This window comes from Gammaproteobacteria bacterium (genome assembly GCA_029882975.1).
Taxonomy (GTDB): Bacteria; Pseudomonadota; Gammaproteobacteria; order SZUA-152; family SZUA-152; genus JAJDNG01.
Window position 1 is genome coordinate 220,874 of sequence record JAOUJW010000003.1, and the last position, 25,342, is coordinate 246,215.

Genomic DNA, 25,342 nt, shown 5'->3' on the forward strand with positions numbered 1-25,342 from the left:
ACGGGTTTCCATTTTCAGGGGAAGCTTTTGCCTCGGCTGGGTGAGGTTGGACCAGTTCTCATATATGCGGAATTTACTGATAGACATCTTGAACAATCCCACAAAAAGATAAGAGTATTGGAGGGGGTCAGCTACTGTGATTGCCGACAGTGTCCCGGCTCATACTTAGGTAAAGTGTTGCTTCTGTTGTACCCGTTCGACTTAAGGAATCAGGTTATGGAAAACATTCCAGTCGTCTGTATTTGTTCTTACCTGACGGTTTTTGTCAGCCATTCGCCCATAAAGTAAATCACCATTTATCCGATATGAAGACGAATAGGCTGCGCAATAGGAAATTGCGCTTTTGGGGATTATCAATTGTACAAACAGTTTTTTATAGTATTAATTTTTGTGGGCTCAGTTGTGGGGTTAATTACCCCCGGATGGGCTGCTCGAATCTCAGACGTTAAGAACACCAAGCACAATTTTTCCACTAACAGTCCCACTTTGCTGTTTGATGAAAATGGAAATCCGGTTATACGGTCGGTGGAGGCAGTCAGTGAAACGCAGATTTGTGTGTTTTGCCATACGCCTCATGCTGCTAATCCGCAGGCCAAAGTGCCCTTGTGGAATCGCGGCCTGTCCGGGGCTACCTACCAGGTTTACGGGTCACAGATTAACGGCAGCGGTACCAGCTCATTGGACGCAACAGTTTCACAACCCAATGGAATATCCAAATTATGTTTGTCCTGTCATGACGGTACGCTTGCTATCGGTGCAGTCGATGTTCTAAACGGCACTGCTTCCAGTACGGTTGAAATGGCGGGTGTGGGGGGCAGTGGAGAAATGGCCCCCGGGACGTTTGGTGTCGATAGTGGTTTTACCCGAAATTTGGGCACGGATTTGACTAACGATCATCCGATTTCCCTGATGTACGATCACAATTTGGTGGTGATGGATGGGGAAATGCGGGTGCCATCGGAGCAAGCAGATATTGTGGTTCGCACCCGAGATCCCTTGCCCGCAGACCAGCCGAGAAAAGCCATCCATTTACAACCGGTGGCGACCAATACCACCGGCGGTTTAGTGCAGTGTAATAGTTGCCATGATCCACATATTCGGGATGATGAAGATCCCGGTATCAAATTTCTGCGATTGAATCGCTTACAGAAAAATGTCCATCCCAGTACCGACACCGTTTTCAATAAAGACAATGATATTATATGTTTGTCCTGTCACCAAAAAGAAGGTTGGGCCGGGTCGGCGCATGCCAATAGTGATGTGGCCGATGAGGTCTATACCAGCAATGCAGCTGCATTGCGTGAGTTTCCTACAACCGGTTTAGGAACTCAAGTCTGGCAATCCTCATGCTTGGCCTGCCATGACACACATACCGTGCAAGGTTCCAGGCGTTTGTTGCGGGAAGGAACCGATAGTCTGTCGCGGCCGAAACAGGGCGGGGCCCCGGCTTTGGAGCAGACCTGCTATGCATGTCATTCTAATGATGGGGATACCTTGGTTACGCAAGGTTTGAATACCGAAGTCCCGGATGTTAAGAGCGATTTTTCTCTGCCTCGCCATATGCCAATAACGAGCGAGGAACAGGGTAATTTCAGAACGGAAGTTCACGATATTGGATCCAGTGTGTTGCCGCAGGCTGGAAAAGATTTTCTGGAATCAGCAGCGAAATTGGGAAAAATATCTGCCGGTGGAACGCTAAACAATCGCCATGCTGAATGCACGGATTGCCACAATCCTCATCGAGTTACCAAGACTCGCTTGTTTTATACCGACCCTTTTACGGGGAGCGCCGAGGATGATAGAGCCGCTGGGACACATAATCACAGTGCGCCCCACAGTAACATTGCCTCAGGAGTGCTCAAAGGGACATGGGGAGTGGAACCCACCTATATCAGTAATAGCTTTCATATCGATCCTATATTTGATGTTAACAGTGTAAAACGGGGTAATCCACCCATCAATGCCTCCACTTTGGTGACCAGTGAGTATGTGACGCGGGAATATCAAGTATGTTTGAAGTGTCATTCCAACTATAGCTACGATACACCTCCCAGCCTGGGTGTGTCGACGCCCCCCAATACCAACGGCATGATGGCTTACACTAATCAGGCGACAGAATTTCATGCGCCATTGAGCCATGCGGATGAACCGGTCAGTTTGGGCTTGGATGGAGGTGCCGGGGTGGCACCTGTTAGCGCCAATGCTCCGGATTGGAACACCAATAACCATCGATCATGGCACCCGACCATGCGTGCGACCGGACGCACGGCGGCAAAAAGAAATGCGAACGCCAACAATTGGTTGGCACCATTTAATTCAGCCATTGGCAGTTTAACCATGTATTGTTCTGACTGTCATGGTAGTAATACGAATGTGGATACGGTGGTGCCGGGGGATGGGTCAGAAAATAGTCGTCCCTGGGGACCGCACGGATCGGAAAATGACTTCATTCTTAAGGGGGCCTGGTCCGGAGATCGACTCAATGGTACGGGCGAACTGCAAGGCAGTCCCGGTGCTCAAAACCACTTGTGTTTTAAGTGTCACGATTTTGACCAATATGCCAATCCTGCGGCCGCGCCTCAAGACAGTGGCTTTAGTATGACAGGAATGTGTTCTGATATGTGCGGTGGTGGTGGCATGGGTGGAATGGGGGGTATGAATAATTTGCACATCTTCCATGCTAATCAAGTACAGAATTTCCGTTGCAATTTCTGTCATGTAGCCGTGCCTCACGGTTGGAAGAACAAGAATTTTCTAGTCAATCTGAATGATGTGGGGCCGGAAAGTACCAACGGAGATCGCGGAGAAGTTCGTAACAATACCACTGCCGCGTATACCAACGGACCTTATTACAACCGAGCAGTATTAAAAGTCGTCACTTTTGCACAAAGCGGTGGATGGGATCCGGGGCGCTGTGGGTCAGCCAACACGGGGGGCAACGGCCAGACCGGAGTGAACTGGATGGCGTTTGGAAGCGAAGCATGTAACAATGTACCCTAACCCGGGCGGCGCGATTTGCCGCTGTGTATAACAATAATGCGCTTAGAGTGGAACTGTCAGGAACTCTCCTGTAGCGCAAAGGGTGATGCATGCCAAGCTTATTGAAACAACTGCTGCTGCAGGTGATGTTTGCAGCTGGTATCTGCTTCAGCGTTGCTGCGCACGGGGCTCAGTATTTTTATTCCATCAATTCTCTGGATAGCACCCTAAGTTCTTATGTGAGTGATGCTGGTGTGCTGCGTCACGCCGGCTTTATATCGGTTCCCAAAAACCCCAAAGCGTTGTTGGTGCATCCGGATAAGAAAACGGTTTATGTGCTGTCGAAAACTACGGCTCAGATAAGTGTTTTTAGGCAAGAAGTACACGGTTTGCACGAGTTGGATTTCTCCCCCTACTCTTTAAGTCTGCCTTCGCCATTTGCCATGCAGTTTCATAACAGCGGACAGTTTTTGTATGTAGCCAGCCGGGCGGGCGCCATTTTGGCTTATCGCATTGAAGCCGACCGTAGTCTCAATCCTGTTAAAGGGTCACCCTATAAATCCGGCCAACGCACGCGTTCTCTTGTGCTGCATCCCAGCGGAAATTATCTCTATGCGGTAAACGCGCACAGCAATACTATTTCAGCTTACAGCGTTGACGTAGACAGTGGAGCTTTAATTCCTTTACCTGAGTCCCCCTATGTACTTGAGGCTAAAGATATGGAGCTTAAAACCGCTGTGCCCTTGGTGGATTTTCCGTCCCAAGCCGGTGGTGTCCCATATTTTGTCAATATCCATCCCTCCGGGGGCTATCTTTATGTCACTCATTGGGCCACGGCTTCGGTTTCCGTCTATAAAATTAATCCGGATGGACGCTTGTCACGCCTGGCTGGAAATCCGTTTCCGACCGGATTGAATCCTTTTTCGGTGACCCCGCATCCCAACGGCAAATTTGTTTATATTAGCAGTTGGGGAGAACATCGTATTTACGCTTATCGTGTCGATGCGAATGGCGCCTTATCTCTTATGAAACGTCGGGTTAGTACTGCCGGAAAAACACCGGCCACTTTGGTGTTCAATGAATCAGGCGCGATCGCTTATGTTGTCAATACGCAGACAGACAGCATTACCGCGTTTGGAGTCAACACAAAAACCGGTGCTATGCACATTAAACAGCATTTACAGACCCGGCCCGGTCCTTGGGAGTTGCACCCCGGTGGTTTGGCTGACGCCAATAAGGTCCTAAAGGAAAGTACGCTTATTGACAGTAACAAAAAAATTCAGAAGAGTGCGAAAAACTCCAGGCAAGTAAAGAAAGATCAGGGAAAAGGTGAGTTCCTGTTTGCTTTAGACAAGTTTCGTCGTTACCTCACGGCTTATGAGGTGCAAAATGATGGCAAACTTAGAGAAATTGCCAATACAACTTTAGCGGGTAGGCCCGTTGATCTGGTCTCAACGAAACAATATGGGGTTGTGGTAGCTTATGAAGATACGGGTTCTTTAGATGCTTATACATTATCACTACAGCGGAAACAGTGGACTCGACTGGCCAGGCAGACTTTGCAGCTGGGGAAGGGGAAGAAGCAGTTGTTGCTCGATAACAATGAAAAATACCTTTATGTGTTAAATCGGGACAGGAAAACATTACATTCCATCCAAGTGGAGGCTTCTACCCAAATGGTACTACTTGAGGCGTTGTCGGACAGGCGCAGTGAGGCTGTGAAGTTAACGCTGGACCCGGCTGGACGATATTTGTTTGAAGTGAATGGTCAGCCCAGGGATGTGGCAGTGAAAGGATTTCGAGATCCTGCGGAAGTATTAAGTTACGAGCGGCGTAAATGGGGGTCTCCTTATACTTTAGTGGGTACTGCACAGGATGCGGTCGTGTCTCGTGGTGGAAACTTCCTTTTGATCTCTCATTCCCAGCCGCAGCAGTTGGCCGTTTATTCCGTCCAGCACCGGACCGGAGCTTTGGAATTGTTACCCGACTCCGTAATACCTATGCCCCTGCCGGTAAACGTTATAGCGTCTCATCCGACCGAATCCTTGCTCTATGTGGTGGCCGGTAAGACTATTACTGTTTATAAGTGGTTTGACGTCACAGGAACACTGAAAGAGATTTCTCAGTTTAAAACTAATTTACCACCGGTTTCGATGGTTATTGAACCGGGGGGTGAATTTGCCTATGTAAGCTATTCCAAGCGAGGTGCGGTGGACGTGTTGGAAATCGATAAAGCAGGCGGTTTAAAGTTCAAGGCCAGTACCAAAACGCGCGGACGGCATTTATTATTGTTTTCTACTATTTAGAGTTCTTATTTGGATCCATGAGCGGTTTGGGTAATCCTTACAGCTACTCGCTGTGTGCAGCTAATAATCGTAGTAATAGTTTGTTTTGAAAGTCCAAGGCATATTTTTGTTCAAACTCCAATATTAATTGTCGAGCTTTGGCGTGATTGTTTCTGAGTATTTCACCCAATAGAGCAGTTGCGGCAAGGAATTCGGTGTGGTCGGGGCTGGTGGCAATATTGTGTTGTAACAGCCACTGGCTCAATTCAGCCATTTCCCGGTGTTGTTTTTGACTTATGGCCTGGAATAGGCTGATCCAGTCCTGCTGTTGCGGTAGCAACTGGGAATAACACGGACTGGCTGCAAAAGATCCCCACAACTTGGATAGTTCATGACTGCTCAGAAATGGAATGGTCGCGTTGCCCAGTTCCAATAGGTTGGTGATCCAGGTTTGAGAGTCGGCGCTTTCGCATTGGAAAAAAATTCGGTTCACTCGGGCGATAATGTCGCGAAATTTTAAGGGTAAAAGCATACTTTGGGTTTTGCCTGCACCCGTGTTACTGCCCTGCTCGATGGCGTCATGATGGCTTAAATATCGGTCTCGAATGGCCATGGCCACCCGGGTGAACAGAGTTTTGGTGGGGGTATGGAATTGGGTTATGTTTGTTGTGTCGTTTCCGTGTGTCGATGCGCCCAAGTACTTTAATGCCGGTGGATTGCTATAGCTCAGCGCAACCAGGCCACCCGCATGGGCATTGAGAAAACGAGTTTTGGCCGCTCCTAAATCCAAAACCGGGTAATAATCAGAATTGGCCGCTGAGGAATAACTGTCGAACAGGGGTTGAAAAACTTGCTTACTTCCCAGGCGCCGTAAGTTTAGATCGTCGAGAGTGCGGACGTGGATTTTCTTTAATTCGGCTTGTAGTTGTGGTTGGTTAAATACCGCAAGGTTACTTCGGGGGACTCTACCTTGCACCCTGGCTACCAGTAAAATATCGCGGTCTGTGGCGGTGTAAATGACGTAATCGGAAAAATGGGGAGTGAGCGCTTTTGCTATGGTAGCAACCAGTTCCATGTCCAGTTCATACAATTGTATCCATTGTACCAATATGCCATTTTCACGGAGATAATTGGGGATCAGTCGATAAAATTCTTCGGTAAACAGGCCGGCTGTTCCGCTAACCCAGGGATTGGAGGGTTCGGAAATGATAATGTCGTATTTTTTGTTGTGGGTGGAAAAGTAAGTTTTGGCGTCATCAATGAAAATATGGCTGCGTGCGTCACTGTACGCCAATTCCACTCGGGGCCGAAATCCGGCCGCAGCCTCTACCATGGCGGGTTCTATTTCGATAGTATCCACAGTGCTTATGGCGCTTGAGGTTAGCAGCGTGTGGGTGCTGAGTCCGGATCCTAAGCCGATCACGGCGGCGGTTTGAGCTGTCGGGTTTAAGCTTAAGGGTACAGCGGCGGCGAGCACCATCGTGGGTTCGTCTGTAGAAACTTGGGGTGTGCCGGACATATTAATGTTGGCGTCCACCTTTCCATTGGTGCGTATATTGACGTGTCCATCGGCATCTCGATGTAAGTCAACGGTGGCTGCCTTGCCATCTTTGTGGTACAGGATTTGGGTGTCGGATTCTGAAATCAGCTTGCCGGTACGGTAAACTCCGGAGCCGGTTTTATATAAGTCCAACTGAGTTAAACCTAGCGCGCCCAGCAACACGGCGGCAGTACCGATACTCGCGCCTGCCAAAGTTCTTATTCCCAGTCCGGCGTAGTACAGCAGTATCAAGCCCAATACCATGTCGATAGCGGCTCCAGTCCACAGTGCATTCTTCAGTCCCAGCAGAGGGAGTCCTAAGTGTATGGCAAACATTACTCCGACAATGGCGCCGATTGTGTTAGCAGCATACACCGCGCCGATACTTTTTTCGCCGTGGCCACCGCCAAGAAGTAGAAAAGTAATTAACGGTAAGGTCATGCCCGCACAAAAAGTAGTGGGTAGCATAATCATCAGCGCAATACCGTGACTGGAAAGATTAAACAGGCTATATCCCAGATCTGTTTTTTCCAAGTTGGCGACCAGCCAACGCATCAGCTCAAAACTTTGGTCATATAAGGGGATGGTTCCCAGTGCCAGTGCCCCCATAGCTAACTGGATAATTGCTAAAACTAATATGGGCTTGGTAAATGTACCGATGCGATTGCGAATCCATAATCCACCGAATGCCAATCCAAAAATAAAAGCACTGAGCATGAGTTCAAAGGCGTGAGTGGAGCTGCCCAATACCAAGCTAAGCATGCGAATCCAACTGATTTCATAGATAAAGGATGCCGCACCAGTGAAAAAGGCGATGGACAACATCACCACAAACCAAGTGCCTCTACTATTATTGGTGTGGGTTTCCTGCGTTTTTATTTGGCTTACCGGATCGCCGGCGGGGTGATCTTTGACCAGTCGCCAAACCAGTACTGCCAGAATCAGGTTGATCAGGCCTGCACTTAATAAAGTGCCCGGAAGTCCCACATACTCGATCAGTACAAATCCGCTCGCCAAGACGCCGACAGCGGCACCAATGCTATTGGAAAAATACAAGATGGAGATGGAGCGGCCCGGTTGTTGGGGGAAGCGGCGCAATAATCCGGTGCTCATCAAAGGGAAAGTCATTCCCAGTAATATGGATTGGGGTAAAATTAATAGGGAAGCCAGGGTCCATTTATAGATTCCGACAATGCCAGGGGAACCCAGTGCCGGCATGATGCTGTCGTAAGACCAGCCAGTGATCCCAACAAACAAGGGATGAAACAGTAGGGCAGCGGTGCCGATCAGGCCTTCGGCAATGGCGTAGCCGAGTAACAGGTTTTTCCACCGCGTGGAGTATTGGCTGCAAATGATTGAGCCCAGTGCCATACCTCCCATAAAAATAGCCAAAACCAGCGTTTGGGCGTAGGCTGCATGGCCTAGAAAAAGTTTTAGATAGTGCGACCAGATGGACTCATATATAAGGCCGGAAAAACCGGATATGGCAAACAGAATAAAGAAGACGAAGCGTTTGTTATAGTGTGTGTCCATGCGAAATAACTTGCAGCGTAGCCAAAGTGGAATCTTACACAAAATCCACAGGTAATGCGCCATGGATACCTTATACGCATACTAAAAACATGGCTATGGCTCGCGTCAGGGGAAGCGAATGGGTATAATCGGATTTACCGGTGCTGCATAAGGAATGGTAAGCAAATCCGCAGTGAGGCGGAAGCCGCCGGATTTTTTAGGCGAATGTGAGCGTTAATTACAGGCGTTGGTGATGAATTTTTTACGTCGGCTGGCTTCATTGAAAGTGACACTGTTGGGCATGGCTCTGCTGGCCGCCGGTGCTATGGCTATTTACGGTAACCCGGCACAAATTCCCGCCTGGGTGTTGACCGTGCCTTTAATGGTTTTGGCCCTTAATTTAACCGCAGCTATCATAACCAATGTGCGCATTAACCAGCAGCCTGGATTACTGGTATTTCATGTATGTTTGTTGGCCCTGGTGATTCTAGCCGGAGTAGGCCGGTTAACCTATTTGGATAGCCATGTCGAACTGCCTATCGGAACCCGTTTTGATGCTGCTGAGATGTTGGACACCCGGACTGGCATATTTCACCAAGGAAATATTGATAAAGTCGCATTTACTCAAGGTGAGTTTTCGGTGGAGTACTCCCCGGGTATACAGCGAGGGCGCACTTATAGTCATGTACAGCTTAGAGAAGCGTCAGGTCGGTGGGTGGAGCAAGTGATTGGTGACGACAGTCCTTTGTTGTCGCACGGGTACCGGTTTTACACTACACACAATAAGGGTTTTACGGTTGTGCTGCATTGGATGCCGGATAACGGTACGCCCCGTTTGGGAACTATCAATATGCCTTCCTTCCCTTTGTTTGACTATAAGCAGGATAATCGCTGGACACCGCCGGAAAGCAAAAAGGAAATTAAATTTTGGTTGCAGCTCACCACGGCAATGGATGTTAGCAAATCCTGGGTGCTCAGTCACAGGAACTCCTCCGGCGTCTTGGTAGTCACACACAGGGGACAAAGGACTGAGCTGGGTTTGGGCCAAAGTGTAGATCTCGGGGATGGGGTGTTACGTTTTGAGCGCTTGAGTATGTGGATGGGGTATCGGATTTTTTATGACCCTACGATTCACTGGATGTTTTTTATTTCTATAGCGGGTGTTTTGGGTTTGGGGCAATACTTTTGGAAGAAAATCAATTTGCAACCCTGGATGGAGGCTGAATCATCGGAGGGTTCCGATGTGACAGATGCGGAAAATACGGACGAGGCTAACGGTTCGGTAAAAAACGGTTCGGTAAAAACCGCTACACTACCAACAAAAAGGGGAGTGGTGTGATGAGTACAGGCATTGTTGCAGAATTGCCTTGGTTATGGGCCGGGTTGACTGCCTATCTGGTTGCCACATTCGTAACCATATGGGGGGTTTCTCCGCGCTATTCGGGAAATGCGTTGGTTAAAAATAAATCCCACGAAACCGTCGTTTTGGTCTTATTGGCTTTGGGGGTGGTTTTGCTTGCGGTTGCCATATCAGCGCGCTGGGTGCGCATTGGTCACGGGCCCTGGATCAGTTTGTTTGAACTTCTAATGAGTCAGTTGTGGAGTTTGGGGCTAATATTTTTGTTTTTGTATTGGCGTCTTCCGGGGTTGCGCCCCAGTGCGGTTATTGTGCTGCCGGTAATGTGGATATTGGGTAGTTGGGTATTGACTTTGGAGCCCAGTCCCAGTCACTTTCCTGCTACTTATTATAATGCCTGGAAATGGTCTCATGTGGGTTTGGGGAAAATGTTTTTAGGCTTGTTATTGGTGGCGGTCGGTCTGGGTGGGGTGATGATCTTACGTCGCACGGAGCGAGGTCGAAAATGGTTCAGCTCCATGCCCAGTGATATGGTAGTGGATCGTCTGGCTTGGCGGTTCATGATGCTGGCATTGGTATTTGATAGTCTTATGCTGATTGCCGGGGCAGTATGGGCACAGGATGCCTGGGGACGTTATTGGGCCTGGGATTCCTTGGAAACCTCAGCATTTCTAACCTGGTTGTTTTTAGCTATTGGCCTGCATGTGCGTCTCAGTTATAAAGTGCCTTACTGGGCCAGCGGCTTGCTAATTATTGGTGTATTTTTTATGGCGTTTGCAACCTATTTTGGGACTCCTTATATCAGTCCGGCGGCGCATAAAGGAGTAATCTAATGGCGGCTAAGAGCAATCACAGTCATTTAATGTCCATTACTGTCGTAGTGTTGGCCTGCGTAGCGATTGGCTTTAGCGTACAGATGGCGCAACGGTATGCAACTGAATCCACCAATGTTTATGCAATGGGTAATACGATTCAGGGTTACCAGCGTCCCGGTTCCCATTTGGCGGTGAGGTTGTCTCCGGAAGATGCCAAGACAGTGCAGGATAGTTTTGAAAGGGCGGCGGCGTTAATTCACGCGGGTCAGTACGAGTACGCGATTAAGGCGTTGGATCAAGTGATTCGATTGCACCCCAAGCTCCCCTCGGCCTACGTCAATATGGGGTATGCATACCTGAACTTGGAGGATTATCGATCCGCAGCATCGGCGTTTGCTAAAGCTATCGATTTGAGGCCCGAACAGGCTAATGCCTACTATGGGATGGCGGAAGTGTTGGAAAAGACCAACGAGCTTGAGACTGCATTGGGTTTTATGCGTACTTTTATCCATTTATCCGATCCGGGCGATCCATTCATGGCCAAGGCGCGGTCTGCATTGTGGGAATGGGAGGCTGAGTTAGGTCGCATACCGGGAGTTGAGCCTGGAACTCCGGACAATAAATCTCAGCTGATTATTAAAAATTCGCCTCACAAACCACCGGTTTCCGGTCAAGCGCCTCATTCGGCAAAGACCAAGCCCTGAACTATGGGGCAACACTCATTCTCACGGGTGCTTTGTGGTTTCCTCTGTGGGTTCCTGATAGCCTGCTCCGAATCGACGTCGCCACAATTGAAGGTGCACGTGGGGCAGACGTTTCCAAACCTGGAGCTAAGCGATTTGCACAACAAGCCGGTGGAGCTGAAAATGGCTTCCGGGCGCCTATTGGTGTTAAATTTTTGGGCGACCTGGTGTCCTCCGTGTCGACACGAAATGCCCAGTTTGGATCGGTTGTCCCATTTACTGGATTCGGATCGAGTGGCTATTGTAGGGATCTCCATGGATAGTGATGATCACCTGGTGCGAGAGTTTTTGCTGGAGCGCAAGATTTTTTTTCGCAATTTAATGGATCGCGACATGACTCAAACCACAGCACGGATAGGGATAAGGGTGTTTCCTTCCACTTTCTATGTAGGTCCCGATGGAAAATTGCTCAAAGTGGACGAAGGCGGTAAGGTCTGGGATACCCCGGAAGTTGTCCGTGAAATAAAGTCCCTGTTGGCTGCCTATGATAAGCCTTTAAAAAATAAATAATTTTCCCATACATTGTTTTTTCGGATGGTTTATAAGCCCCCGGCGTATACAGGTGTTTTTAGATTAAAAACAATGTGATGCGTGCGAGCTTTGATAAACAAAAAGTGATAAACTGCGGTTTTTCTTTGCGGCCATATAAGGTAGTTCTAAGTGATCCTAGAGCATGTGACGGTCCCGGTTTGAGAAGTGCGCAGCTATGTTGGAAGTGAAAAATCTGCAATGCGTACGTGGTGATCACTGTTTGTTTACCGGGTTAAATTTTTCCCTGGATACGGGCGAACTAATACACCTACGCGGGTCTAATGGGAGTGGTAAAACCAGTTTGCTGCGCACAATTTGCGGATTGATGGTGCCGGCTGACGGAGAGGTGCTTTGGAATGGGGAAAGTATCGCCCGGTTACGGGACGAATTTTTCCAACACTTACTGTATTTCGGGCATTTGGGTGGAATTAAGGGCGAGTTAAGCGCTACAGAAAACCTACAACTGGCATTCCAGTTGGCAGGAGCAAATAAAAACCAGAAGCAGATAGAGACCGCGTTGGCGGACCTAGGGCTTGCTGGACGGGAGGACTTACCTACTAAAGTATTATCACAAGGCCAGAAACGTCGTGTGGCATTGGCGCGATTGCTTTTAACAGACGCCGTGTTATGGGTGTTGGATGAACCGTTCACCGCACTGGATGTGGCTGCGGTTGAGTTTCTGAAACAATTGATCGTTCGGCACGTTGAGTCCGGGGGTATGGTCATTTTGACCACGCACCAAGAAGTGGAAATCGACACCGGCACGATTCGACATATCAGTTTAGACTCATGAATCAGCCCAGCTTATTTACGGCTTGTCGGTCCATGTTGGTACGGGATTTGGTTTTGGCCATGAGGCGCCGCGCCGATGTGTTAACCACATTGTTCTTTTTCTTGATAGTGGTGAGTCTGTTTCCTTTAGGTGTTGGACCGGAAACAAAAACCCTCAAGGAAATAGGTGCCGGAGTGATTTGGGTGGCTGCCCTGTTGGCTTCCATGCTCTCGCTGGGGCGCTTGTTTGCAGATGATTATCAGGATGGTACGCTGGAGCAAATATTACTGCTACCGCACCCTTTGTCCCTGTTGGTCTTAAGTAAAATTTTGGCTCATTGGTTGGTTTCCGGTTTGCCCTTAGTCTTGTTTTCGCCTTTGCTGGGATTGCAGTTGGGTCTGGATTTAGAGAGTATTCAACTACTTATGTTGACTCTGCTGATGGGGACCCCGGTTTTGAGTCTTCTCGGTGCTGTTGGAGCAGCTCTGACCCTGGGTTTACGTGGTGGCGGGGTGCTGGTTTCATTATTGGTGCTGCCATTGTATATTCCGGTACTGATTTTTGGTGCCATGGCAGTGGATGTGGCAGTCGTCGGCTTGGATAACGGTGCGCATTTATCTCTGTTGGGTGTGTTTGTGACACTATCAGTATTGCTTTGTCCCTTGGCGACAGCAACCGCGTTACGCATTAGTTTGGAATAATAGAATTGGATTAAGGCATGGGATTTAAAAACTCAATAGTGTGGTTATATTTTTCGTCGCCGAAGAATTTCTATCCCTTTGCAGGGAAGCTCATTCCCTGGATCGCCGCTTTGTCTGCCATCCTAACCGTTGTTGGTCTTTATATCGGGTTTTTTGTGGCTCCGCCGGACTATCAACAGGGCGACAGTTACCGCATCATATTTATCCACGTTCCTGCCGCGTGGATGTCCATGTTTATTTATTTCTTGATGGCGGTGTACGCCATTGTTGGTTTGGTCTGGAATATAAAAATGGCTGAAACCATGGCGTCTGCTCTGGCGCCCACCGGAGCCTTGTTTACTTTTCTGGCACTGTGGACGGGAGCCCTTTGGGGTAAACCTACCTGGGGGACTTACTGGGTTTGGGATGCAAGGCTAACTTCCTATCTGATTTTATTGTTTCTTTATATCGGTTTCATGTCACTGGAATCAGCTATCGACGATTCCCGCCGTGCTGCTAAAGCAAGCGCCTTAGTTGCAATTGTGGGTGCGTTCAATTTGCCTATCATTTATTTTTCCGTGAAGTGGTGGAATACGCTGCACCAAGGGATGAGTGTATCGTCTTCCGGTTTGAAAATGGCACCTTCCATGTCAGCCGCTATGTTCACCATGACATTTGCATTCTGGACCTATGCAATAGCTGTGGTGTTGATGCGGGCTCGTACCAAGATTTTGGAACGGGAGCGGCAAACGGCGTGGGTTCAGGAATTGGTATCCGGCAGTAGCAAAGGTTAGCAGGTACAGCTTATGGCAGAATTTTTCGCAATGGGTGGTTACGCATTTTATGTATGGGGATCATACGGTGTGACGGCTTTATTTATGTTGGCCGAAGTGATTTTGGTCGTTAGAGGCAAAAAGACCATGTTGCAACGAGTGTCACGAATGGTCCGAATGAATACGCAGGTGAAGCAATGAAAGCGAGACATAAAAGATTGGGTTTTATCGCTGTGGGCGTAGTAGGCCTGGGGCTGGTTCTGACCTTGCTGGTAAAAGTGTTCAACGAAAACTTAATGTTTTTCCATAGTCCCTCTGAGGTGGCGCAAAACAAAGTGCCATTGAATAAGGAGTTTCGTCTGGGCGGTTTGGTGGAAGAGGGTAGCGTAAAACGAGAAGATGACGGTCTAACCGTACATTTTCGCGTGACTGATAACGCGCAAACCGTACAGGTTACTTATACCGGCATATTGCCGGACTTGTTCCGCGAAGGTCAAGGTGTGATCGCTCAGGGGAAACTGTCCAATGGCGTTTTTAATGCCAGCGAAGTGCTGGCAAAGCACGATGAAACCTATATGCCACCCGAGGTGCAGGATGCTTTGGATAAAGCCAAGCAACAAACTGCGTCAACGGTGGACAACAAAACCAATTAGAATCCGGCACAGGAGAGAATCATGATTCCAGAAATAGGTCATTTCGCGTTAATCATCGCCCTGTGCGTTGCGATTGTGCAAGGAGTTGTCCCCTTGTTGGGAGCCCAATTGGGGATTCGCCCCTGGATGGCTTTGGCCAGGCCGGCGGCTCAAGGGCAACTGGTTTTTGTCTTGGTGGCCTTTATTTGTTTGATGATTGCTTTCATTTACAACGATTTTTCGGTCCAGTACGTGGCCATGCAATCCAACTCTCTACTGCCCATGATCTACCGGATTTCTGCAATTTGGGGTGGTCATGAAGGTTCCATGTTGTTGTGGGTTTTCATACTGGCGATCTGGACCTTTTGCGTATCCATATTCAGTAAAAATCTGCCGGATGATATGGTCAGTCGGGTAATTGCCGTCATGGGTTTGGTTTCCGTCGGTTTTTATTTGTTTATACTGCTTACGTCAAATCCCTTTGATCGGTTACTGCCGGCTGCGGCTGATGGCCGAGATTTGAATCCCCTGTTACAGGACCCAGGTCTGATTATTCATCCGCCGATGCTGTATACCGGTTATGTAGGTTTTTCCGTTGCCTTTGCTTTTGCTCTGGCGGCATTATTGAGTGGGCGTATGGATGCTGCCTGGGCTCGTTGGTCTCGGCCCTGGACCACTGTTGCTTGGTTGTTTTTGACCATGGGTATTGCATTGGGCAGTTGGTGGGCCTATTACGAGCTGGGCTGGGGCGGTTGGTGGTTTTGGGATCCGGTAGAAAATGCGTCTTTCATGCCCTGGATCGCCGGTACGGCGCTGGTGCATTCACTGGCGGTAACTGAGAAACGCGGTGGTTTTAAAAACTGGACGGTATTGTTGGCCATTACGGCTTTCTCCTTCAGTATACTCGGAACCTTCCTGGTTCGTTCCGGAGTATTAACATCCGTGCATGCCTTTGCGACGGACCCGGATCGCGGTGTTTTTATTCTTGGATTGCTGGGCATTACGGTGGTTACTTCACTGGTATTGTTTGCCCTCAGGGCGCCCAAAGTAGGCGTTGGTGGTCAATTTGACATGGTTTCGCGTGAGTCCATGTTATTGGTCAATAATGTCTTGTTGGTGGTGGCATTGGGTGTGGTCATGTTGGGAACTTTATTCCCCCTGGTTGTGGATGCCCTGGCCAACTACGGGATTATCCCGGAGAAAAATAAAATCTCTGTGGGCCCTCCCTATTTTAACCTCATGTTTCCCATCGTTCTGGCTCCGGCCATGTTTTTGATGGCTGTAGGGCCGATTACCCGCTGGAAAAAGGCTGAGCTGCCATCCTTGATGCAGCGCATGAAATGGGCAGCCGCTATCAGCGTGACCATGGCCATTATTGTTCCCTTTATCATGGGGGAATCCAGTATCGTTCGGACCCTGGGTTTTCTGGCCGCTTTCTGGATTGCGGCCGGGGTGATTGTTGCCCTAACGGAGCGTGTAAAGAAAAGCAATGTGGAAGGAAATATTCTGGTAAAAATTGCGGCGCTGCCCAATTCCTTTTTGGGTATGTGTTCCGCTCATTTTGGGGTTTCAGTGTTTATCATTGGCGTCACTATGGTAAACAGTTATCAGGTGGAAAAAGATATGCGCATGGAAGTGGGGGACACGGTGACCATGGCCGGTTATACCTTCCAGTTTAATGGCGTGACCCAGGTAGCCGGACCCAACTACGATGCCCATCGTGGTGATGTTAAAGTTACCAAGAACGACAAAGTGGTCACTAACCTCTATCCGGAAAAACGTACTTACAAAGTACAGACTATGCCCATGACTGAGGCGGCGATAGATACGGGTTTGACTCGGGATTTGTACGTATCTTTGGGTGAGCCGGTCAGCCGCGGCGCCTGGAGTGTGCGGGTGTACTACAAACCTTTTGTGGATTGGATCTGGGGAGGTTGCTTTATTATGGCCTTGGGTGGATTGTTGGCTGCTTCCGACCGTCGTTATCGCATCGTGACTCGCAAGAAAGTGGCTCAAAAGACGAAGAGCGATGAGGCCGCCGCAGCAATCAATACCGGTAGCGAACCTGCTAAAGGGGAAGCGTAGTATATGAAATTAAAGTATTTGATTCCCTTGATTGTGTTCGTTGTCATGTCCGTGTTCCTGTTTGTGGGTTTGTACATGAATCCAAAAATCGTGCGACCGGTCAATATTGACAAAGCTGCACCTGCGTTTGAATTGCAGAATCTGCATCAAATGACTGAAAAAGTTTCCAACAGTAGTTTGTTGGGCAAGGTATGGATGCTCAATGTATGGGCTTCCTGGTGTGTGGCATGTCGCCAGGAACATCCCTATTTGGTGGAATTGGCCAGAGCCGGTGATATTCCCCTGTACGGCCTGAACTACAAGGACGCCCCCAGTGATGGCAGGCGTTGGTTGGAGCAACATGGTAATCCTTATCTGATGAGTTTTGTGGATTACCAGGGTAACGTGGGTATTGATTATGGCGTCTACGGGGTTCCTGAAACCTTCATTATTGATAAAAAAGGTGTGATTCGGCACAAGGTGATCGGCCCTTTAAGCGGTAGGGAAATACGCACATGCGTGCGCCCTGTCGTTAAATATTTAGAACAAAATGAACTCGTTAATAATACAGTTCCCAGCGAGGTTACCAAGGAATGCTCAAAATAATAAGCAAAGCGCAATGTTATTGCATTATCATTTTCCTGGGTGTTTGCGTACTACCGGCTCAGGCCAAAGAAGCAGCGTCTATGGCCGCAGATCCCGCCTTGGAGAAACAGGTGATGGAAATTTCTGAAGAATTGCGTTGTTTGGTGTGTCAGAACCAGACCATTGCCGAGTCGGATGCGGGTCTGGCTGTGGATCTGAAAAATCAGGTTAGAAATATGGTTTCGCAGGGTAAATCGCAGGATGAAATCGTGGATTATATGGTGGAGCGCTACGGTGACTTTGTCCGTTACCGTCCACCGGTGAAACCGGTTACCTATTTGCTTTGGGCCGGTCCGTTTATACTGCTGTTTGTTGGGGCATTGGTGTTATTCCTGACGTTGAAGGGCAGAAAGCAACAAGTAAAAGATACTCCCTTGTCCGATGAGGAACAGGAGCGATTGCAGGCTATACTCGCCAAAAAAATGGGTGCCAACTCAGATGGCGGTGAAGAGGTTAAATCATGACGTTAACATTTATTGTAGTAGCACTGTTATTGCTGGCGGCAGCACTACTGTTTCTAATTCCCCCAATGCTACAAAAGAACAATGATGCACCCAAGTTGGATCGGGACGAAATCAATGTGGAACTGTATAAAGATCAACTGGAGGAACTGCAGCGGGACTTGGACAGCGGTGTGCTCAGCGAAGATCAATTTGAAAAATCCAAACAAGATCTGGAAAGAACTTTACTCGAAGATGTTAGTGGCGAGATATCAGTGGCTACTCCGGAACAGTACAAAGGTTTAGTGCAAAACGGCGTGCTGGCGGTAGCGGTGTTTGTGCCCTTGCTCAGTGTCATACTGTATTCTCAATTGGGTGGTGGTGACCATGCTTTTAACCCGGAAGCGGCTCGTAATACAGTAACAGCGGAAGGACATAAAGGGACTATTGAGGACCAAATACGCCAACTACAGGAACACTTGCAAGGTGAGCCCGATGATGTGGAAGGTTGGGTGATGTTGGCGCGTTCTTACTATTTTATGAAGCAATATCAGGCAGCCAGTGATGCGTTTGCCCGTGCCTCCTCTCTGACAGGGCAGGCAGACCCCAATATGTTGGCAGACTATGCGGATGCTTTGGCGATGGCCAACGGCAGAACCTTAATGGGGCAGCCTTATGATCTGGTAAAAAAGGCATTAGAGGTGCAACCCAATCACCAAAAAGCGTTGTGGTTAGCCGCTTCGGCTACCATGGAAAGTAAAGATTACAAAACCAGCTTGGGGTATTGGACAACTTTGCTACGCCTATTTCCTAAGGGCAGTAAAGAATATAACCAGATGCTGCGAAACATCGGCGAAGTGAAACAGTTAGCCGGTGAAGAGATCGAGCCTGAGTTATTAGAGGAAATGCGCGTCGCTCAGCAAATGGAAGAGCAGGGTATGGTGACTGATGCTGCCTCGCAAACTTCGGGCGGTGGAGCTGGTGTATCCGGTGAAGTGGTTCTGGATCCAGGTTTTAGTGCAAAAGTCAGTCCCGGTGATACTTTATTCATCTATGCCATAGCTGCCAACGGACCACGAATGCCTTTGGCGATTGTCCGTAAAACAGCAGCTGATTTACCTTTTAAGTTTGTGTTGAACGATTCGAATGCCATGGATCCGTCCATGACTATCTCCAAGTTCCCCGAGATTGTATTAATTGCGCGAGTCACCAAGAGCGCAGACGCAATGCGACAGGCCGGTGATCTATACGGTACAACTGCGCCGATAAAAACCGGTTCGCAGGATTTGAAAATTGTCATCGATAAAATCATTCCGGAAGATGCAGCGGCCGCATCGCCTGGAGGAATGAGTACCCAATCTTCCCCCGCCGCAGCTGCTGCTACTGCTCCCGGGAGCAACAGCAACGCCAAGGTGACAGGTACAATTTCCCTGGATTCCAGTTTAAGTGCTCGTGTCTCACCGCAGGATACCGTATTTGTATTTGCGCGCGCGGCCAATGGACCTCGAATGCCACTTGCCATTATTCGCAAACAGGTGAAGGATTTGCCCATTGCATTTTCCTTGGATGATTCCATGGCCATGAATCCCAGCATGAGTTTGTCTAAGTTTTCAGATGTCATCGTGACGGCGCGAATCTCTAAAACCGGTGATGCCATGCCTAAAAGCGGTGACCTAAAGGGTTCCAGTTCAGTTATAAAAGTGGGTGCTGAAGGTTTAAAAATTATAATAGACAGCGCGGTACCGTAAAATAAGAACAAATAACATAGTAATAACAGTAACGCGACGTTAGAGGTTAAAGTTAAAGGTTTTGCAAAAACACGGGGAGGTTATCCGTATGAGACTGCTATCCGGGAAAGGGTGTCTTGGGTTTGTTCTGTTCAGTTGGTCTCTTGTGTGTGTGGCGGGTGATCCGTTTATCGGTAACCAGATTTACAACGAGCATTGTGCCAGTTGTCACGGTTCAAGCGGCAAGGCGAATATTGCCGGTACTCCGGATTTTGCGGGAAATCCCATGTTGCTGGCCAAGCCGGATCTGCAGCTGCGTGACACCATTGCCAGCGGCAGAAATCTGATGCCGGCTTTCGTGGGAATTCTAAAAGAAAAACAAATGATGGATGTTATTGCGTATATAAGGACGTTTCATTGATGGGTGAGTGTTTGTATAGACTGCGACAGCAGTTGACTTTTATTTCCGTTGTTATCGCCGTCACGGCGTGTTCAGATTCAAAACAAAACCAGGATACGGGTCAAACTGACCAAAATGCCACGGTTTCTCAAGCCGTACAGGCTCCGGAACAAGCCCCCCAATTGGTATCCAAGCCGGTCGCTGTAGGCGGATTCAAAGTGGTGGAGTCCTTCAATGTGGGTGAGAACGTGTATGTGCGTTCCATGGCCATCGACTCGAAGAAAAGCGCCCTTTGGGTGGGGACGTCCCTGGGGGTGCTGGAAGTGGATTTGAAAAGCCGAAATATGCTGGGTACTTATACCCGAACCCATGGTTTGGCCAATGAATATGTTTTCGGAATGATGGTGGATAGTCAGGGCAAGAAATGGTTCGGTACTAACGGTGGTGGTATCACCACTAAAAAAGACCAGATTTGGAAAACTTATTTTCCCATGCACGGTTTGGCAGATTACTGGGTATATTCCTTTGCTGAACAGAAAAATGGCGATATCTGGGTCGGAACCTGGGCTGGGTTGAGTCAATTCAATCCCAAATCCGGAAAATTTCATACCTACCTTACCGAGCTGGTGAACGAATGGGTATACGGTCTGGACGTGGACTCCAAAGACCGGGTGTGGATTGGCACCGAAGGTGGCATTAATCGATTCGATGGAAAAACCTGGGCGGTTTGGACGCATAAAGACGGTTTGGGGGCGGCCAACAAGGACAATCTGCCCTTGAGTGATAATACCGGCTTAGGCACACGAGCCCGTCACGATTTAAACGTTACCGCCCAGGGTATGCCGACCTACAATCCTAATTATGTGTTTAGCTTGGCAGTGGCGAAAAACGACGTTGTATGGGCCGGCACCTGGGGTGGTGGAGTCAGTCGCTTTGATGGTAAGCAATGGCAGAATTTCACCAAGGAGCAAGGTGTTGCCGGTAACATCATTTACAGTGTTGCTGAAGGCAATGGTGGTGATATGTGGTTTGGTACCAATGAAGGCTTATCTCGTTATGACGGTAAGAATTGGTATAATTTTACTCGCAAGGAAGGTCTGCTCGATAATAATATTTATGCTATTGCCGTTACCGGGAATAATGAGGTTTGGGTAGGAAGCAAGTCTGGAGTTATGTTGTTGGTGCAGCAGTAATTCAGGCGTAGCGTTATCGGGTGTCGTGTTAGATGGGAGAGGAACAGTGAATATAAATACAAAAGCTTTGGCCGCATTATTGATTTTGGTGGGAGGTGCCATCGTGGCGGCTTATACCATAGGTATGAAGCAGGGAGGCAAGCCGGCGACAGCACAATCTTCGATGGATTCTACAGAAGTCTCGGTGGAGCAGGCGCAGCAGCAACCGAAAAACCTGTTTCCGAATGATCAGGCCAATGCAGAAGCTCGTTTTACCCATTTTCGTGTGGGCAATCGTAATGTTAAAGGCATGGTCGCCGATGGTAATGAAGTGTGGGTAGGTACTTCCGGCGGTGCGATTCGTTATGATCTAAACAAAGAAAACTACAAATTGTATGATGTCAAAAATGGTAGTTTAATTTCCAATGGCGTGTTTCACTTAAGTAAGGTTCGCGACAAAATCATGGTAGGAACCTATGGTGGTGGCATGTCTGTGTATGACCCCAAAGCGGATTCCTGGAAAAATTATAATATCCCTGATGGTTTGGCCGACCAGTTTGTTTACGATATCGATGAAGATGAGCAGGGTAATTACTGGATCGCAACCTGGTCCGGAGTTAATTTTGTTCCCGGAGGTAAAATGGAGGATAGCAAAGGCTGGAAAACCTTTACCGTTGAGAACACTAAGGGTGGTTTGCCCAACGATTGGGTTTACGGTGTGGAAGTGGGACGAAACGGGGATGTTTGGTTTGCAACGGAAGGTGGTTTAGCACGATTTGATAAACACCAAAAGTGGACCAATTGGCAGCACGACAAATCAGGCAACGGCTTGGGCGCCGCCTACGAAAAAGTAAAAGATGATATCGCATTTTCTAACGATCCAGCCAAAGCCTCCAAACATCATGCAACTCAAAAAGCGCAGCAGGGACTGGATACCGTAAAAGTGGGTTATAACCCCAACTATATTGTTTCCATGATTGTCGATACAGATGGTGCCGTATGGTGTGGTACTTGGGGGGCCGGTCTCTCCCGCTTTGATGGCAAAACCTGGACGACCTATACAACCAAAGAAGGGTTGCCGGGAAATCATGTGTTTATGTTAAAGAATTCCAAAAAGGGGCGTTTTTGGATCGGTACCAACAAAGGATTAGCGCGATTTAATCAAGACGGTAAAAGCTTTTCGGTTATGAATCAAAAAAGCGGCCTGTACGCGGATAATGTCTTTTCTATGGCCGAAGCGGCTGATGGCAGTTTATGGGTGGGAAGTTTTGGAGGCGTAGCTCGTCTAAGCAACCTAAAGCTATAAAGGTAGTTAGCTGTTTTCTAAAAACCCCGTTCTGATCAAGAAGCGGGGTTTTGTCTTTTAGGAATACAACAAAGTGTGGGGAGGTGCATAGTGGGACAATTGCTTCGACCGTCATATCGGAAGTTTTGCGGTATGCTGATGGTTGGTCTGGTGTTTCTAGGGGCTTGTTCCGGGAAAGAAAATCCGGATAAGGCTTCATCCCAGCCTGCTGTGTCGACGCAGTGGATTGCCGGCTGGAAAACAACACACTCATTGATGGGGCCTCGGTCAGGGGCCGCCACGGCTGTTCACAATAGTTTCATTTATATCATGGGCGGTGTGGATGGTCGCGATTTTGTACCTTATACCGAATTTGCCAAAATCAATGCAGACGGCAGTCTCGGCCCATGGCAGCGTGGACCGGATTTGCTGGAAGAAAGAGGCTTCGTTGAGGCCGCCGTGCACAAGGGATATATCTATGTCGTTGGTGGTGGAAACGGTCCCAATGGACAGAATTTGTTGCAAAGTGTAGAGCGAGCCAAAATCAATACCGATGGCAGTTTACAAGGGTGGGAGCTGCAAAAAAACGCCATGGTAACTCCGCGACGATGTTCCAAAGTGTTTACCGTGGGAGACTATCTGTATTCCTTAGGAGGTTTTGCCGGCACCTTACTGAACACGGTGGAGCGCGCTGGAATCGGTGTTGATGGACATTTAGGTCCCTGGGAGATCGAAACGGATATGTTAACATTGCCACGTTATGTTAATGCGGCAAAACAGTTCAACGGGTTTGCCTACGCGATTGGCGGTCATGATCAGAATAAAGGGGTGGGAATTCCTGACGTGGAAATCGCCCAACCAAATAGAACCGCAGGGGGGACCGGTGTGTGGCGTGCCACCACTTCCATGCAAGTGGGGCGGTATGGATTGAGTAGTGCGGCGTACAAGGGGCGACTTTATGCGTTGGGGGGGCTTTCCGGTTTGGAATATCTTACCAGCGTGGAAACAGTATCTGTTAATGCTGATGGGACTTTGTCAAAATGGCGTTTTACCTCTGATTTGGCGCAGCCCAGGGCTATGTTTAGCGCTGTTGTTTACAAAGATTGGATCTATGTCATCGGCGGGACCAACCAGGACGGTTACTTAAACAGCGTGGAATTTGCAGACTTTAACTCCGAAGGCGATATCGGGTTTATGGGAACTGCCGAGCAGGCCCGACAACACCAAGCGGCGAAACAACAAACCAAACTGGCCGTTGCCTTACCAAATCAGGGAGTGGTGGTTCATGTGCAACATGCCTCAATGTACACCTATCTCAACGTGCAAGGTAATTTGGGTGATGTGTGGTTGGCCGGACCCCGAATGGACATAAAGCCGGGAGAAAAGGTGCAGTTTAGTAAAGGTGTAACCATGAGCAATTTTTATAGCAAGGAATTGCAGCAACAATTTCCCATGATCCTCTTTGTCGGTAAAATCGAAAAAATGTAAATGTTATGTATCCATTATTAATTGACAAAAGTTTTACAAAGTGAATTCATTCTAACGACGATAGAATTTCCGTAGCTATTAGAGATTTGAAAATGGACGCAATAAAACCATTGTTAATATTTTTTTCGGTCGTTGTCATATTGAATTTAGTTTTGACAACGGTCTTATGGTATTTGAATAGAAATAAACTGCACAGCTATGGGATTTTGTTGTGGACCGGTGTTTTTCTGAATTTTATTGTCCAAGGTATATTTGATCAAAGTTCCTTGGCTATGGTGGCTGGGTTTTCCACTTATATTATCGTCTCCGTTGCCTTGGCAAAAATCGTTGCTGAAACAGCAGCGATAAAACTCCCGTTCAAATTCTATTATACGGCGTTTGCACTGCTTGCTTTTCTCTCAGTAGCTTTGTTTTATTCCGGCTTTGGTTTTACCGGCGTCGCTTTGCCGGTTGCGTTGGCTGTAGCTATTCCGATGTTACACAGCAGTATTGTTGGGTTTCGTGCTGCCAAAAGCAATGCGATGGTTAAAGTGTATTTGGTGATTCTGACACTTAATGCTCTGCATTTTTTAGACTATCCGTTTTTACGACCTATCCCAGAAATGGCTATTGTGGGATTTTCCCTGGCGTTTCTATTTCTTATTGTACTGTCTATTTACCTGCCTATTTTTACCACGAAGAATATTTCGGATACCTATGCTAAAGCTTTGGAGGAGGAAATCATACAACGTCAAAGAATGGAGGAGATTCTACGCATTGAAAAGGCTAAAGCGGAATTGGCGGCACAGGCAAAAAGTGATTTTTTGGCCAATGTGAGTCATGAGATCAGGACACCATTAAACGGAATTATTGGCATAACACAACTTTTGTTATTGGAAGATTTGGATAAGGATATTAAAGAACGATTGAAAATAGTGGATGACTGTGCTGACAGTTTGTTGGCAATCTTAAATGATATAATAGATTTTTCTAAAATAGAATCCGGACAACTGAGTTTAGAGAAAGGTCCCATAGAATTGATTCGTAGTATCGAATCGGCTGTTTCCATGTATGAAAGCATGGCTGCGCATAAAGGTTTGCAGTTACGTAAAGAAATTTCAGCGGGGTTACCGGAAACCATCATGGGTGACTTGGTCCGAATTAATCAAGTCATTATGAATTTACTAAACAATGCTATTAAATTTACTCAGACGGGCCATGTTACCTTGAGAGTGAGTAAAAGAATCTCGAGTCATGACCAAGCTGATATTTTGTTTCAAGTTGTTGATACCGGCATTGGGATTGACGCGGACAAAATGGACACTATTTTTGACTCGTTTAATCAGGGTGATAACTCTGCAACCCGGAAATTTGGTGGAACCGGGCTGGGGCTGGCTATTTGCAAGCAATTGGTTTCCATGATGGGGGGGGAGTTGCTATGTAAGAGCCGCTTGGGGGAGGGGTCCGAGTTTTCTTTTAGTTTGCCCCTGGAAGTACCTGCCGGTATGGTTAAGACGGCCTGA

The 25,342-nt window shown here is 48.0% G+C and carries 21 protein-coding genes; 20 read left to right on the plus strand and 1 reads right to left on the minus strand.

All coding sequences use genetic code 11. The features are described 5' to 3' along the window. The first annotated feature begins 402 nt into the window (after window positions 1–402). Window positions 403–3,000, plus strand: a complete 2,598-nt coding sequence (locus OEY58_03960; protein ID MDH5324597.1) for a hypothetical protein — start codon at window positions 403–405, stop codon at window positions 2,998–3,000. Window positions 3,001–3,089: 89 nt separating this feature from the next. Beyond that, on the plus strand, window positions 3,090–5,285 hold the full coding sequence (locus OEY58_03965) for a lactonase family protein (GenBank protein MDH5324598.1): 2,196 nt from the start codon (window positions 3,090–3,092) through the stop codon (window positions 5,283–5,285). A gap of 43 nt (window positions 5,286–5,328) precedes the next feature. Here OEY58_03965 and OEY58_03970 read toward each other — a convergent pair whose 3' ends face one another. After that, entirely contained in the window at window positions 5,329–8,337 is a 3,009-nt protein-coding gene (locus OEY58_03970) for a fused MFS/spermidine synthase (protein ID MDH5324599.1), read from the minus strand. Between the two features lie 232 nt (window positions 8,338–8,569). On the opposite strand from OEY58_03970, the gene OEY58_03975 reads away from it, so the two are divergent. From OEY58_03975 to OEY58_04060, 18 genes are all read left to right on the plus strand, one after another. Continuing rightward, on the plus strand, window positions 8,570–9,655 hold the full coding sequence (locus OEY58_03975) for a hypothetical protein (GenBank protein ID MDH5324600.1): 1,086 nt from the start codon (window positions 8,570–8,572) through the stop codon (window positions 9,653–9,655). Next, window positions 9,655–10,506 (plus strand): cytochrome c biogenesis protein CcsA, encoded by an 852-nt coding sequence (gene ccsA / locus OEY58_03980; GenBank protein MDH5324601.1) that lies wholly within the window; start codon window positions 9,655–9,657, stop codon window positions 10,504–10,506. Before OEY58_03975 ends, ccsA begins: the two co-directional genes overlap by 1 nt. Then, complete coding sequence (locus tag OEY58_03985; GenBank protein ID MDH5324602.1) at window positions 10,506–11,192, plus strand: tetratricopeptide repeat protein; 687 nt, start codon at window positions 10,506–10,508, stop codon at window positions 11,190–11,192. Before ccsA ends, OEY58_03985 begins: the two co-directional genes overlap by 1 nt. A 99-nt stretch (window positions 11,193–11,291) precedes the next feature. Then, a complete protein-coding gene (locus OEY58_03990) occupies window positions 11,292–11,741 on the plus strand; it encodes a TlpA family protein disulfide reductase (protein ID MDH5324603.1) in 450 nt (149 codons plus the stop codon). Between the two features lie 196 nt (window positions 11,742–11,937). Further along, complete coding sequence (ccmA, locus tag OEY58_03995; protein MDH5324604.1) at window positions 11,938–12,555, plus strand: cytochrome c biogenesis heme-transporting ATPase CcmA; 618 nt, start codon at window positions 11,938–11,940, stop codon at window positions 12,553–12,555. Further along, window positions 12,552–13,235 (plus strand): heme exporter protein CcmB, encoded by a 684-nt coding sequence (ccmB, locus tag OEY58_04000; protein ID MDH5324605.1) that lies wholly within the window; start codon window positions 12,552–12,554, stop codon window positions 13,233–13,235. Before ccmA ends, ccmB begins: the two co-directional genes overlap by 4 nt. 17 nt (window positions 13,236–13,252) lie before the next feature. Beyond that, window positions 13,253–14,008, plus strand: coding sequence for a heme ABC transporter permease CcmC (gene ccmC / locus OEY58_04005; GenBank protein ID MDH5324606.1), 756 nt, complete (start codon window positions 13,253–13,255; stop codon window positions 14,006–14,008). Window positions 14,009–14,020: 12 nt separating this feature from the next. Beyond that, window positions 14,021–14,188, plus strand: a complete 168-nt coding sequence (ccmD, locus tag OEY58_04010) for a heme exporter protein CcmD (GenBank protein MDH5324607.1) — start codon at window positions 14,021–14,023, stop codon at window positions 14,186–14,188. Next, entirely contained in the window at window positions 14,185–14,640 is a 456-nt protein-coding gene (gene ccmE, locus OEY58_04015) for a cytochrome c maturation protein CcmE (protein MDH5324608.1), read from the plus strand. Before ccmD ends, ccmE begins: the two co-directional genes overlap by 4 nt. Before the next feature lie 21 nt (window positions 14,641–14,661). Then, window positions 14,662–16,704 carry a heme lyase CcmF/NrfE family subunit gene (locus tag OEY58_04020; GenBank protein MDH5324609.1) on the plus strand — a complete coding sequence of 681 codons (2,043 nt, stop codon included), beginning with the start codon at window positions 14,662–14,664 and terminating at the stop codon, window positions 16,702–16,704. 3 nt (window positions 16,705–16,707) lie between these two features. Beyond that, a complete protein-coding gene (locus OEY58_04025) occupies window positions 16,708–17,289 on the plus strand; it encodes a DsbE family thiol:disulfide interchange protein (protein ID MDH5324610.1) in 582 nt (193 codons plus the stop codon). Then, entirely contained in the window at window positions 17,277–17,792 is a 516-nt protein-coding gene (locus OEY58_04030; protein MDH5324611.1) for a cytochrome c-type biogenesis protein CcmH, read from the plus strand. Before OEY58_04025 ends, OEY58_04030 begins: the two co-directional genes overlap by 13 nt. Further along, window positions 17,789–19,516, plus strand: a complete 1,728-nt coding sequence (gene ccmI / locus OEY58_04035; protein ID MDH5324612.1) for a c-type cytochrome biogenesis protein CcmI — start codon at window positions 17,789–17,791, stop codon at window positions 19,514–19,516. The genes OEY58_04030 and ccmI overlap by 4 nt, the downstream gene beginning before the upstream one ends. Window positions 19,517–19,604: 88 nt before the next feature. Beyond that, complete coding sequence (locus tag OEY58_04040; GenBank protein ID MDH5324613.1) at window positions 19,605–19,916, plus strand: cytochrome c; 312 nt, start codon at window positions 19,605–19,607, stop codon at window positions 19,914–19,916. After that, the gene (locus tag OEY58_04045) at window positions 19,916–21,088 is read left to right on the plus strand and encodes a regulator (protein MDH5324614.1); all 1,173 of its coding nucleotides are present in this window, start codon (window positions 19,916–19,918) and stop codon (window positions 21,086–21,088) included. Before OEY58_04040 ends, OEY58_04045 begins: the two co-directional genes overlap by 1 nt. Window positions 21,089–21,134: 46 nt before the next feature. Then, window positions 21,135–22,373, plus strand: a complete 1,239-nt coding sequence (locus OEY58_04050; protein ID MDH5324615.1) for a regulator — start codon at window positions 21,135–21,137, stop codon at window positions 22,371–22,373. A 132-nt stretch (window positions 22,374–22,505) separates the two neighbouring features. Continuing rightward, the gene (locus OEY58_04055) at window positions 22,506–23,840 is read left to right on the plus strand and encodes a hypothetical protein (GenBank protein MDH5324616.1); all 1,335 of its coding nucleotides are present in this window, start codon (window positions 22,506–22,508) and stop codon (window positions 23,838–23,840) included. A gap of 173 nt (window positions 23,841–24,013) precedes the next feature. After that, complete coding sequence (locus OEY58_04060; protein ID MDH5324617.1) at window positions 24,014–25,342, plus strand: ATP-binding protein; 1,329 nt, start codon at window positions 24,014–24,016, stop codon at window positions 25,340–25,342.